General features: G+C 73.8%; 10 protein-coding genes. All 10 read left to right on the plus strand.

The features are described from left to right. Window positions 1-152 precede the first annotated feature (152 nt). Window positions 153-1328, plus strand: coding sequence for a cysteine desulfurase family protein (locus ACIRG9_RS02855; RefSeq protein WP_402849192.1), 1176 nt, complete (start codon window positions 153-155; stop codon window positions 1326-1328). 37 nt (window positions 1329-1365) lie between these two features. Continuing rightward, complete coding sequence (gene mnmA, locus ACIRG9_RS02860; protein ID WP_402849195.1) at window positions 1366-2439, plus strand: tRNA 2-thiouridine(34) synthase MnmA; 1074 nt, start codon at window positions 1366-1368, stop codon at window positions 2437-2439. Between the two features lie 95 nt (window positions 2440-2534). Beyond that, entirely contained in the window at window positions 2535-3539 is a 1005-nt protein-coding gene (locus tag ACIRG9_RS02865; protein WP_402849197.1) for a methionine synthase, read from the plus strand. 39 nt (window positions 3540-3578) lie between these two features. Further along, window positions 3579-3947, plus strand: coding sequence for a VOC family protein (locus ACIRG9_RS02870; RefSeq protein WP_402849199.1), 369 nt, complete (start codon window positions 3579-3581; stop codon window positions 3945-3947). Window positions 3948-3979: 32 nt separating this feature from the next. Beyond that, on the plus strand, window positions 3980-4993 hold the full coding sequence (locus ACIRG9_RS02875) for an ADP-ribosylglycohydrolase family protein (RefSeq protein WP_402850226.1): 1014 nt from the start codon (window positions 3980-3982) through the stop codon (window positions 4991-4993). 248 nt (window positions 4994-5241) lie between these two features. Beyond that, window positions 5242-7377 carry an NAD-dependent DNA ligase LigA gene (gene ligA / locus ACIRG9_RS02880; protein WP_402849201.1) on the plus strand — a complete coding sequence of 712 codons (2136 nt, stop codon included), beginning with the start codon at window positions 5242-5244 and terminating at the stop codon, window positions 7375-7377. A gap of 164 nt (window positions 7378-7541) precedes the next feature. After that, the gene (locus ACIRG9_RS02885) at window positions 7542-10223 is read left to right on the plus strand and encodes a putative bifunctional diguanylate cyclase/phosphodiesterase (RefSeq protein WP_402849203.1); all 2682 of its coding nucleotides are present in this window, start codon (window positions 7542-7544) and stop codon (window positions 10221-10223) included. 186 nt (window positions 10224-10409) lie between these two features. After that, entirely contained in the window at window positions 10410-10715 is a 306-nt protein-coding gene (gatC, locus tag ACIRG9_RS02890) for an Asp-tRNA(Asn)/Glu-tRNA(Gln) amidotransferase subunit GatC (protein WP_402849205.1), read from the plus strand. Continuing rightward, window positions 10712-12193, plus strand: a complete 1482-nt coding sequence (gatA, locus tag ACIRG9_RS02895; RefSeq protein WP_402849207.1) for an Asp-tRNA(Asn)/Glu-tRNA(Gln) amidotransferase subunit GatA — start codon at window positions 10712-10714, stop codon at window positions 12191-12193. Before gatC ends, gatA begins: the two co-directional genes overlap by 4 nt. Before the next feature lie 121 nt (window positions 12194-12314). Further along, the coding region (locus ACIRG9_RS02900; RefSeq protein ID WP_402849209.1) for a putative Ig domain-containing protein at window positions 12315-12859 on the plus strand (545 nt) is incomplete at its 3' end.

Here is a 12859-nt window from a genome sequence, read left to right on the forward strand (position 1 = left end):
AGCCGGCCCGCCGATCAGCCGTCAGGGTGCCCTCGGTTCAGCCTACCGAGTGACGACATCCGCATCGCGCCGGGATGGACAAACCGGACCGGGTCCGCGAGGGGTGGTCCGGGACCCGGTGCGAGAGGACTCGGCCGTTAGGCTGAACACCGATGGCATACCTGGATCACGCGGCGACGACCCCGATGCTCGACGAGGCACTCGAGGCGTACGCCGCCACGGCCCGCGAGGTGGGCAACGCCTCGTCGCTGCACGCCGCCGGCCGGCGCGCCCGGCGGCGGGTGGAGGAGTCCCGCGAACGGGTGGCCGCGGTGCTCGGTGCCCGCCCCTCCGAGGTGATCTTCACTGGGGGTGGCACGGAGAGCGACAACCTCGCCGTGAAGGGCGTCTTCTGGGCCCGCCGCGCCGAGCGCGCCGACCGCATCCGGGTGGTCGCCAGTGCCGTCGAGCACCACGCGGTGCTGGACACGGTGGACTGGCTGGCCGGGCACGAGGGCGCCGAGGCCGGCTGGCTGCCGGTCGACGCGGCCGGCCGGCTCGACCCTGAGCGGCTCCGCACCGAGCTGTCCACCCATGGCGGCCGGGTCGCCCTGGTCACCGCCATGTGGGCGAACAACGAGGTGGGCACGCTGCAGCCGGTGGCCGAGCTGGCCGCGGTCGCCACCGAGCACGGCGTGCCGTTCCACACCGACGCGGTCCAGGCGGTCGGCCAGGTGCCGGTCGACTTCGCCGCCAGCGGCGTCTCCGCGCTCACCGTCACCGGGCACAAGCTCGGCGGCCCGGCCGGCGTGGGCGCGCTGCTGCTGGCCCGGGACGTGGCCGCCACGCCGCTGCTGCACGGCGGCGGCCAGGAGCGGGACGTCCGCTCCGGCACCCTCGACACCGCCGGCATCGTGGCCTTCGCGGTCGCCGTCGAGGCCGCGGTGAAGGGCCAGCAGGAGTACGCGACCCGGGTCGCCGCGCTCCGCGACGAACTGGTGGGACGGGTCCGGCAGGCGGTCCCCGAGGTGATCTTCAACGGCGACCCGGTCGACCGGCTCCCCGGCAACGCGCACTTCTCCTTCCCCGGCTGCGAGGGGGACGCGCTGCTGCTGCTCCTGGACGCCCAGGGCATCGCCTGCTCCACCGGCTCGGCCTGTTCCGCCGGGGTGGCCCAGCCCTCGCACGTGCTGCTGGCGATGGGCGCCGACGACGACCGGGCCCGGTCGTCGTTGCGGTTCACCCTCGGTTACACCAGCTCCCGGGCGGACGTCGACGCCCTCATCGCCGCGCTGCCGGGCACGGTGGAGCGGGCCCGCCGTGCGGCCGCTCTCCGTAGCCCCCGCTGACCCGGATACCCTCGGAGAGGACGAGGGGAGTGGGCCGGTGAGGGTTCTGGCGGCGATGTCGGGCGGGGTGGACTCCGCCGTCGCGGCGGCGCGGGCGGTGGCGGCCGGGTACGACGTGACCGGAGTGCACCTGGCGCTGGCCCGCAATCCACAGACCTACCGCACCGGCGCCCGGGGCTGCTGCACGCTGGAGGACTCCCGGGACGCCCGGCGGGCCGCCGACGTGATCGGCATCCCGTTCTACGTCTGGGACATGGCCGACCGCTTCCACTCCGACGTGGTGGACGACTTCGTCGCCGAGTACGCGGCCGGCCGTACCCCGAACCCGTGCCTGCGCTGCAACGAGAAGATCAAGTTCGCCGCGGTGCTGGACCGCGCGGTGGCCCTCGGCTTCGACGCCGTGGTCACCGGCCACCACGCCCGGCTCGGCCCGGACGGGCTGCTGCGGCGCAGCGTGGACGCGGCCAAGGACCAGTCGTACGTCCTCGCGGTGCTGACCCGCGAGCAGCTCGACCGGTCGATCTTCCCGCTCGGCGACTCCACCAAGGCCGAGGTACGCGCGGAGGCGGCCCGGTGCGGTCTCGCCGTTGCCGACAAGCCCGACTCGCACGACATCTGCTTCATCGCCGACGGCGACACCCGTGGCTTCCTGGCGCAGCGGCTCGGCGAGGCCCCGGGCGAGGTGGTCGACGCGCTCACCGGCGCGGTGATCGGCAGCCACAGCGGCGCCTACCAGTACACCGTGGGGCAGCGGCGCGGCCTGCACCTGGACCGGCCCGCCCCGGACGGTCGCCCCCGCTACGTGCTCTCCATCACCCCGAAGACCAACACCGTGACGGTCGGCCCGGCCGAGGCGCTGGAGGTCGCCCAGGTCCAGGCCACCCGTCCGGTCTGGACCGGTGGTGACCGGCCCGCCGCGCCGATCGACTGCGAAGTGCAGCTCCGGGCGCACGGCGACGTGGTGCCGGCCACCGTCGAGCTGACCGCCGACGGCCTCCGCGCCGACCTGCGCCGCCCGGTCCGCGGGGTCGCCGCCGGTCAGGCGATCGTGGCCTACCGGCCGGACCCGGCCGGAGACGTGGTGCTCGGCTCCGCCACCATCACCGGCTGACCCCGCCGCTGCTCCGCGTCCCCCCGGCGTACCCGTGGTTTCCGTCTGAGGGCGTCCGCGCCGAGGGCGGGCGCGGCAGCGGATAGTCTGCGGCGGTGACTGATCAGCTCTGGCCCTGGCCCGCGGGGGCGGCGACCGGCATCGGTTCGTTGCCCGGCACCGACATCGCCGAGGCGCAGCGCATCGTGCTCGGCGAGTTGCCCGGCCTGCCCCACCTGCCGGAGCTGCCCGCCCGGGGCCCCGGCGCGGACCTGATCGGCCGGACCGGCGGCCTCCTGGTCGAGCTGCCGGTCGAGCTGTACGCGGCCCGCTGGCGGATCGCCCCGCGCCCCGGCCGGGACCTGCGCCGCGCCCGCGACCTGATGGAACGCGACCTGGACCAGCTCGCCGAGCAGGCCGAGGAGTACGCGGGCCCGGTCAAGGTCCAGGCGGCCGGCCCGTTCACCCTGGCCGCCTCGCTGGAGCTGCCGATCGGTGGCCGGCTGCTCCGTGACCCGGGTGCGCTCCGCGACCTCGCCGGCTCGCTCGCCGAGGGGCTGCGCGGGCACGTCGAGGCGGTCGCCCGGCGGCTGCCCCGCGCGTCGGTGCTGCTTCAGCTCGACGAGCCGTCCCTGCCGGCGGCGCTGGCCGGCCGGGTGCCCACGGAGAGCGGCTTCGGCACCTACCGGGCGGTGGAGCCGGAGGTCGCCCGGACGCTGCTGCGCGGCGTGATCGAGGCGGCCGGGGTGCCGAGCGTGGTGCACTGCTGCGCGCCCGACGTGCCGTTGGAGCTGATCCGGACCGCCGGGGCGGTCGGTGTCGCCCTCGACCTCGGCCTCGTCACCGACCTGGATCCGCTCGGCGAGGCGGTCGACGCCGGGCTCGGGCTGCTGGCCGGCGCCGCGCCCGCGCTGCCCCCGTCCACCGGGCGCGCCCCCACCTCCGCCCAGGTCGCCGACCGGGTACGACAGCTCTGGGACCGGCTCGGCTTCCCCCGGCGCCGGCTCGCCGAACAGGTGGTGGTCACCCCCGCCTGCGGCCTGGCCGGAGCCACCCCGGCGTACGCCCGGGCCGTGCTCACCGCCTGCCGGGACGCCGGGTGCCGGCTGTCCGAGGAATAGCGGTTTACACCGTCGTACCTCGGGGGAACGATGGCCGGCATGGTTGGACGACTGCGCTCCACGGTGATCGACTGCCCCGACCCGCGTGCCCTGGCCAGCTTCTACGCCGAGCTGCTCGGCCTGCCGCTGATCGAGGAAAACTCCGACGGTGACGAGTGGGTGGTGCTCGGCGGCCCGCCGGGGCACCAGCCCCGGATCGCCTTCCAGAAGGCGCTCAACCTGCGCGCGCCGGACTGGCCCGACCCGGATCGGCCGCAGCAGTTCCACCTCGACGTGACGGTGGACGACATCGAGGCGGCGGAGCAGGCCGCGCTGGCCCTGGGCGCGCGGCGGCTGCCCGGCGAGGGCGACGGCTGGCGGGTCTACGCGGACCCGGCCGGGCACCCGTTCTGCCTCTGCGTCGACTGACCACGGACGGTCGCGGCTTGCGTCCGGACGGCATGATCGCCACCGTGATCGCTTCCGCTCCGCGCCGCGCCTCCGGTTCGTTCTTCGGGCTCGCCTACGGCGACGCCCTGGGCAAGCCCACCGAGTTCCTCACCGTCGCCGAGATCGTCCGCCGGTACGGCCCGGCCGGCCCCCGGGAGCTGACCGGCGACCCGGCGCTGGTCACCGACGACACCCAGATGGCGCTCGCCGTCGCCTGGGCGCTGCACGACGCGCCCGCGTACGCGCCGGAGGCGGTGGAGCCGCTGCTGCGCCGGCGCTTCCTGGACTGGGCGGTCAGCCCGGACAACAACCGCGCGCCGGGGATGACCTGCTTGCGGGCCTGCGCGGAACTGGACCGGGGCACCCGCTGGCAGGACGCGACGGTCGCCGGCTCGAAGGGGTGCGGGGCGAACATGCGGGTCACCCCGGTCGGGCTCCTCGACGTCGACCTCGACACGCTCGCCGGGCTTTCCCAGCTGCAGGCCGGGCTGACCCACGGCCACCCGACCGGCCTGGCCGCCAGCGAGCTGACCGCGTACGCGGTCCGGCTGCTGCGCGACGGCGCCGAGCTCGCCGAGCTGCCCGGCCTGCTCGCCGGCCGGGCCCGGGAGCAGCGCATGGTCTACCGGGCCGACTGGCTCGGCGACCTGTGGCAGCGTCCCGGCGTGACGACCCCGGAGCAGTTCATCGCCCGGGGCTGGGACGAGTGCCTGCGCGCGCTGGATCGGCTCGACGCGGCGCTGGCCCGCCCCGACGACGGCGACGACCCGTGCCGGCTCACCGGGGAGGGCTGGATCGCCGAGGAGGCCCTGGCCACCGCGCTGCTCTGCGCGCTGCGACACGCCGACGACCCGGTCTCCGCGCTGGCCCGCGCCGCCACCACGGCCGGCGACTCCGACTCCATCGCCGCCCTGGCCGGCGCCTTCCTCGGCGCCACCCACGGCATGGCCGCCTGGCCCCCCGCCTGGTCCACCCGAATCGAGTACGCCGACCAACTGGCCCTCCTCGCCACCCCCCACGACTGAGCCCCCACGCACCCTGCCCCCGTTGATCATGAGGTTGTCGCCCTCGACACGCCCCGGTGACGTGGGCAACAACCTCATGATCGACCGCGCCCGGTTCGGGCTGGGCGGGTGGTTGCCTCGGGCGGCGGGGCGCAGACTGGGGCTGCGCGCCTGGTCAGGGTGGTGCGGGGAAGGTTGTCGTCCCGGCCCGCTACGGTGCCGGGGCAGAACGATTACGGGAGGTCGAAAGGGTGTCCGAAGGCGGCAGCGTGTCCGAGGAAGCGGTTCCACAGGCGGTGAGCCCCGCGCAGGAGGCGGCGGCGGGCGCCGAGCCGACCCCGCAGGCGCGGGAGCGGCACGCCACGCTGAGCCAGGAGCTCACCGACCACCAGTACCGCTACTACGTGCTGGACGCGCCGACCATCCCGGACGCGGACTTCGACAAGCTGCTGCGCGAGCTGGCGGCGCTGGAGGAGGAATATCCGGCGCTGCGCACCCCCGACTCGCCGACCCAGCGGGTCGGCGGCACCTTCTCCACCGAGTTCACGCCGGTCACCCACGCCGAGCGGATGCTCTCGCTGGACAACGCCTTCGCCGACGAGGAGTTGGCCGCCTGGGCCGAGCGGGTCGAGCGGGACGCCGGCGGCCCGGTTCCCTATCTCTGCGAGCTGAAGGTCGACGGCCTGGCCATCAACCTGACCTACGAGAAGGGCCGGCTGGCCCGGGCCGCCACCCGCGGTGACGGGCGCACCGGTGAGGACGTCACCGCCAACGTGCGCAGCATCAAGGACGTGCCGTCCCAGCTCACCCCGTCCGACGACTTCCCCGAGGTGCCGGAGTTCCTGGAGGTGCGCGGCGAGATCTACTTCCCGGTGGCCGCCTTCGCCGACCTCAACGCGGGCCTGGTGGAGCAGGGCAAGGCGCCGTTCGCCAACCCGCGCAACGCCGCCGCCGGCAGCCTGCGCCAGAAGGACCCGCGGATCACCGCCTCCCGCCCGCTGCGGCTGGTGGTGCACGGCATCGGCGCCCGCCGGGGCTTCCGGCCGACGGCGCAGTCCGAGTCGTACGCGGCGCTGAAGGCATGGGGGCTGCCGACCAGCGACCGCTGGCGGGTGCTGCCGGACCTGGCCGGGGTCGCCGAGTACATCGCCTACTACGGCAAGCACCGGCACGACGTCGAGCACGAGATCGACGGCGTGGTGATCAAGGTCGACCCGGTCTCCATCCAGGGCCGGCTCGGCTCCACCAGCCGCGCGCCGCGCTGGGCGATCGCCTTCAAGTACCCGCCGGAGGAGGTGACCACCAAGCTGCTCGACATCGACGTGAACGTGGGCCGCACCGGCCGGGTCACCCCGTTCGCCGTCCTCGAACCGGTCCGGGTGGCCGGCTCCACGGTCGCGCTGGCCACCCTGCACAACGCCCAGGAGGTGGAGCGCAAGGGGGTGCTGATCGGCGACACGGTGGTGCTGCGCAAGGCCGGCGACGTCATCCCCGAGGTGCTCGGCCCGGTGGTCGACCTGCGCCCCGCCGACGCCCGCCCGTTCGTCATGCCCACCACCTGCCCGGCCTGCGGCACCCCGCTCGCACCGGCCAAGGAGGGCGACGTCGACATCCGCTGCCCCAACGCGCGCAACTGCCCGGGCCAGATCCGCGAACGGGTCTTCTACCTGGCCAGCCGCAAGGTCTTCGACATCGAGGCGCTCGGCGAGAAGAGCGCGGCCGCGCTGCTCGACGCGCAGGTCATCACCAATGAGGGTGACCTGTTCCAGCTCGACGCCGAGCAGCTCGCCCGCTCGCCGTTCTTCGTCAACAAGGACGGCACCCTGGGCACCAACGCCAGCAAACTGCTGGACAACCTGGCCGTGGCCAAGGAGCGCGACCTGTGGCGGGTGCTGGTCGCGTTCTCCATCCGGCACGTCGGCCCGACCGCGGCGCAGGCCCTCGCCCGGCACTTCCGTTCGATCGACGCGATCGAGGCGGCCAGTGAGGAGGAGCTGTCCTCGGTGGACGGCGTCGGCCCGACCATCGCCGCCAGCGTCAAGGAGTGGTTCACCGTCGACTGGCACCGCGAGGTGGTGCGCAAGTGGGCCGAGGCCGGCGTACGGATGGCCGAGGAGGCCGGCGAGGAGGGGCCGCGCCCGCTCGAAGGGGTGACCGTGGTGGTGACCGGCACCCTGGGCGGGTTCAGCCGGGACCAGGCCTCCGAGGCGATCCAGAGCAGGGGCGGCAAGGTCAGCGGCTCGGTCTCCAAGAAGACCAGCTTCGTGGTGGTCGGGGACAATCCCGGCTCCAAGGCCGACAAGGCGGCCAGTCTCAAGGTGCCGGTCCTCGACGAGGAGGGCTTCCGGGTGCTGCTGGAGTCCGGCCCGGAGGCGGCCCGGGAGGTGGCCCGCGTCGAGTCCTGAGTCGGGGCACAAAGTGGATCTTGGCGAGGCCGTGCCGCGTATACCAACTTAGTTACGACTACAACCGATTCGTGACTGTCGCGTCGGGAAAACCGGCACCGAGGGCGTTTCATTGGCGTACGACGTGCGGACGGCGCACGCCAGGGCCGCGCCCGGGAGGTGCGATGGAGACCGGCGACCCGCGAAACTCCGTTCCGCCCGGGCGGGGTGCGCCGTTCTTCGGCTTCGTCGTGACGATCGGTGTCCTGGCCGTGCTCGTCTCGGCCGGTCCGCTGGCCCGGCTGCCCGATCGGCTGTCCGACCTGCCGGCCGCGTTCTGGACCATGGCGGCGCTCGCCGTCGTCTGTGACGCCCGACCGTTCGTGCCACCCGGCCGGCGGAGCACCTCGGCGGTCTTCCCGTCGACCTGCTTCACCTTCGCCATCCTGCTCGGCTGGGGGTTCGGTCCGGCGGTCGCCGTGCAGGCCGTGGCGGTGGTCGTCTCCGGCTGGCGGTTGGGACACGCCCTGTGGCGGACCGCCTTCAACGCCGCCCAGTACGCCTGCGCGCTCGCCGCCGCGTACGCGGTCACCCGACTCGGCTCCGGCGCGCTGTTCGACGGCGGGCGGCCGCACTGGACGGACGTGGCGGCGGTGGGCGCCGCCACCGCCGCCTGGTTCGTGGTCAACTACGGCCTGGTCAGCTCCGCGATCCGGCTGCGTTTCGGTGACCGCTGGTGGCCCAGCGTCCGACTCGGCCTGGGCTACGAGCTGCTCTCCGCCGGCTCGCTGCTGCTGCTCGCCCCGGTGCTGGTCGCCGCCGCCCGGGCCAGCGCCGCGCTGATCCCGCTGGTGCTGGTGCCGCTGTTCGCCGTCCACCGGATGGCCCGGCTCTCCACCGAGCGGGAGCAGCTGGCCGCCCTCGACCCGCTCACCGGTCTGCCCAACCGCAAGGCGCTGCTGGCCGAGGTGGCCGAGCAGGTGCACCTGCACGCCGAGCGGGCCGCCCGCGGCGAACCGGACGCCCACCTGGCGCTGCTGCTGCTCGACCTGGACCGGTTCAAGCACGTCAACGACGCCCTCGGGCACGCGGTGGGGGACCGGCTGCTGGTCGAGGTGGGCGCCCGGCTGACCGGCGTGGTGAGCGAGGGCGACCTGGTGGCCCGCCTCGGCGGCGACGAGTTCGCCGTCGTCGTACCCCGGCTCACCGGCACCGACCAGGCCCGTGAGCTTGCCGACCGGGTGGTCGCCGCGCTGGCCGAGCCGGTCCCGCTGGACGGGCTGCCGCTGGACGTGGGCGGCTCGATCGGCATCGCGATCTTCCCCGACCACGGCGAGGACTTCGCCACCCTGATGCGCCACGCCGACGTGGCCATGTACGACGCCAAGCACCGCAACGACACCGTCGCCGTGTACGCGGCCGAGTCCGACCACAACTCGGCGGAACGGCTCAGCCTCCTCGCCGACCTGCGCCGGGTCCTGGAGACCACGGCCGCCGCCGGCGTCGAGGAGCCGCCCGGCGTACGCGGGGGCGACGGCGCCACCCTCGCTCCCGCGCCCGGGCTGACCGGGCCGGGCCGCGCCGGGCGGGGCGACGGCGTGTCCCACAACGGTGGCCGGTCCGGCGGTGCCGTCCGGCCGGGCGGCGGGTCGGGGCGGTGGCGGCTGCGGCGCCGCGGACGCGTCCAGGTGCCGCCCGATGACGAACTGATCAACCGGATCGTCGCCAACGCCGATCCGATCCGCCGCCGGGCGGCCCGGACGGTCACGACCGATGGGCCGGGAGTTGCCGGCCACGGGGAGCTGCTGCCGGCGACGTTCGGCGGCCAACCCGACGCAGCACCCGGCGGCGCTCCGGAGACCCTGCCCGCCGGACAAGCCGGGACCCTGCCCGCCGAACACGCGGGGAGCCTGCCCACCGGACAAGCCGGGACCCTGCCCGCCGGACACGCGGGGAGCCTGCCCACCGGACAAGCCGGGACCCCGCCCACCGGACACGCGGGGAGCCCGCCCGGCGGTGCCGAGGCCCGGGCGACCGGCGGCGGTGACGACCCGGCCGGCGATCCAGGCGAGATCACGATGTATTACCAGCCGCAGATCGAGATCGCCACCGGTGAGGTGGTCGGGGTCGAGGCGCTGCTGCGCTGGCGGCACCCGCGCCGGGGCATGGTCGACCCGGGGGAGCTGATCCAGGTCGCCGAGCAGAGCGCGGTGATGCGGCTGCTCACCCGGCGGGTGGTGGACGACGTGGTGGAGCAGCTCGCGAAGTGGTCGGCGGCCGGCATCACGCTGCGCGCGTCGCTCAACGTCAGCGTCCGGGACCTGCACACCGGTGAGATCGCCGATCAGATCGCCGACCGGCTCGCCGGGTACGGCGTACGCCCGCAGCGGCTACAGGTGGAGATCACCGAGGGCGCCCTGATGGCCGACCCTCGTCGGGTGCTGGCCAGCATCTCCCAGCTGCACCGGATCGGCGTCGGCATCGCGCTGGACGACTTCGGCACCGGGTACTCGTCGTTGCAGCACCTACGCCGGTTGCCGCTGTCCGAGGTGAAGGTGGACCGGTCGTTCGTCCTCGGCATGACCGAGGACCCGGACGACGCGGCGATCGTCCGGTCGATGATCGAGCTGGCCGGGGCGCTCGGGCTGCGCGTGGTGGCCGAGGGGGTGGAGGACGAGCGCACCTGGCGGCTGCTGCACGCCGCCGGCTGCGACGTGGCCCAGGGCTGGTTCCACGCCCGGCCGATGCCGGCCGAGAAACTGGCCGCCTGGCTGGCCCGGTACCGACCGGTCCGCCCCATGGTGACCGCCGACGCCGACGGGCCGCGCCGCCGTCCGGGCCCGCACGCCGACCACGATCACGGATAGCCTGTCGACCTCGTCGGTACGTGGTGCGGGCGAAGCCGCCGCACCGCGCCCAGCGCGCGGCGGGTGGTGGGCGGCCGGGGAGCCGGAGGCACCGCCGGGGGCCCCGACACATAGACTCGGCACGGTCACCACCTGCACCGTACGCGGGCAGGTCGGCACGCAGCACACAGCCAGGAAGGGGTCGTCATGGCCGCCATCTCCCGCGAGGAGGTCGCGCACCTCGCGCGACTGTCGCGGCTCGCCGTCACCGAGGAGGAGCTGGACACCTTCGCCGGCCAGCTCGACGTGATCCTCCAGTCGGTCGCCCAGGTCGGCGAGGTCGCCGCGGCGGACATCCCGCCGACCTCCCACTCGGTGCCGCTGGCCAACGTCCTCCGCGAGGACGTGGTGGTGCCCGGGCTGACCCCGCAGGAGGCGCTGTCGGGTGCCCCCGACGCCGAGGAGCAGCGGTTCCGCGTCCCGCGGATCCTGGACGAGGATGTGGCTTCATGAGTGACCGTGACCTGACCAAACTGAGCGCGACCGAGATCGCGGCGCTCGTCGCGGGCGGAGAGACCTCCGCGGTCGAGGTGACCCAGGCCCACCTGGACCGGATCACCGCCGTCGAGGACCGCGTGAACGCCTTCCTGTACGTGGACAGCGAGGGCGCGCTGGCCGCCGCCCGTTCCGTCGACGAGCGCCGGGCCGCCGGCGAGGAGTTGGGCCCCCTGGCCGGCGTGCCGGTCGCGGTGAAGGACGTGCTCACCACCAAGGGCGTCCCCACCACCGTCGGCTCGAAGATCCTTGAGGGCTGGCGCCCGCCGTACGACGCGACGATCGTGCAGCGGTTGCGTGACGCGGGCACGGTGATGCTCGGCAAGACCAACATGGACGAGTTCGCCATGGGCTCCTCCACGGAATACTCCGCGTACGGCCCGACGCGGAACCCGTGGGACCTCGATCGCATCCCGGGCGGCTCCGGTGGCGGCAGCGCCGCGGCCCTGGCCGCATACGAGGCGCCGCTGTCGATCGGCTCGGACACCGGCGGCTCGATCCGCCAGCCGGGCGCGGTCACCGGCACGGTCGGCGCGAAGCCCACGTACGGCGGTACCTCCCGCTACGGCCTCGTCGCGTTCTCCTCGTCGCTGGACACCCCCGGCCCGTGCGCCCGTACGGTGCTCGACGCCGCGCTGCTGCACCAGGTGATCGGCGGTCACGACCCGCGCGACTCGACCTCGATCCCGGCTGCCGTGCCGGACGTGGTCGGCGCGGCGAAGCTCGGCGCGACCGGCGACCTGACCGGGGTCAAGCTCGGCGTGGTGGCCGAGTTCGCCGGCGAGGGCGCCGAGCCGGGTGTGATGGCCGCGTTCCGCGAGTCCGTCGAGACCCTGGCCAAGCTGGGCGCCGAGATCGTCGAGGTCTCCTGCCCGCACTTCAGCTACGCGCTGCCGGCGTATTACCTGATCGCGCCGAGCGAGTGCTCCTCCAACCTGGCCCGGTTCGACGGCGTCCGGTTCGGCCTGCGGGTCGGCGACGACGGCAACCGGTCGCTGGAGGAGGTCATGTCGCTGACCCGCGAGGCCGGCTTCGGCCCCGAGGTGAAGCGGCGCATCATGATCGGCACGTACGCGCTCTCCTCGGGCTACTACGACGCCTACTACGGGCAGGCGCAGAAGGTCCGGACCCTGATCACCCGGGACTTCACCACCGCGTTCGAGCGGGTCGACGCGTTGATCTCGCCGACCACCCCGTTCGTGGCGTTCCCGATCGGGGCGCGCACCGCCGACCCCTACCAGATGTATCTGGCCGACCTGTTCACCATTCCGACCAACCTGTACGGCGGACCGGCCATCTCGGTTCCGTGCGGTCTCTCCGAAGGGCTCCCGGTCGGTTTCCAGATCATGGCTCCGACCATGGCCGACGACCGGATGTACCGGGTCGCTGCCGCGCTGGAGTCCGCGGTCGGCACCCTCACCCCGCCGGCAATGTGACCCTCTCGCGGGGCGGCCGAGGGGCCGCCCCGCGAATCGGCGACACGCGCGCACCGTTCGGTCCATTTCGCCGTGCCACTGGTCCTGATTGGATAAAGTCTCTTTCCACTGGCGAACGCGTATGGCTTGCCTCGATAAATCTCCTGGACGGGCGATGAAGACGCTACGGCCGATTGCGATTCTTTCGGCGCTCATTTTGGTCCTCTTCGGCACGGCGCAGCCGGCGACTGCCGCGACGATCACCATTACCTCGGGTGCCCCGGCGTCTCCGGTCACCGCCTACGAGACGTATCCGGTGCACATGTTCACGGCGTCGGGTGGTGCCGAGCCGTACTTCACGTCGTTGCGGTCGGGTTCGTTGCCGCAGGGGATGGCGTTGTCGTCGTCGGGGAAGTTGTCGGGTACGCCGGAAAAGCCGGGGAGCTTTTCGTTCGGGGTGCGGGTGACCGACGCCAACGGTCTCTTCGCCGACCAGGACGTGACCGTCGAGGTGGTCGCGCCGACGATCACCATCACCTCGGGTGTTCCCGCCTCCCCGGTCACCGCCTACGAGACGTATCCGGTGCACGTGTTCACGGCGTCGGGTGGTGCCGAGCCGTACTTCACGTCGTTGCGGTCGGGTTCGTTGCCGCAGGGGATGGCGTTGTCGTCGTCGGGGAAGTTGTC

Source organism: Micromonospora sp. NPDC093277 (assembly GCF_044765245.1).
GTDB lineage: Bacteria > Actinomycetota > Actinomycetes > Mycobacteriales > Micromonosporaceae > Micromonospora.

Excerpts from the sequence above, each read along its gene's own strand:
- ACIRG9_RS02855 (WP_402849192.1), top strand. The coding sequence starts at position 153 with ATGGCATACCTGGATCACGCGGCGACGACCCCGATGCTCGACGAGGCA.
- gatC (WP_402849205.1), top strand. The coding sequence starts at position 10,410 with ATGGCCGCCATCTCCCGCGAGGAGGTCGCGCACCTCGCGCGACTGTCG.
- ACIRG9_RS02885 (WP_402849203.1), top strand. The coding sequence starts at position 7,542 with ATGGAGACCGGCGACCCGCGAAACTCCGTTCCGCCCGGGCGGGGTGCG.
- gatA (WP_402849207.1), top strand. The coding sequence starts at position 10,712 with ATGAGTGACCGTGACCTGACCAAACTGAGCGCGACCGAGATCGCGGCG.
- ACIRG9_RS02870 (WP_402849199.1), top strand. The coding sequence starts at position 3,579 with ATGGTTGGACGACTGCGCTCCACGGTGATCGACTGCCCCGACCCGCGT.
- ACIRG9_RS02875 (WP_402850226.1), top strand. The coding sequence starts at position 3,980 with ATGATCGCCACCGTGATCGCTTCCGCTCCGCGCCGCGCCTCCGGTTCG.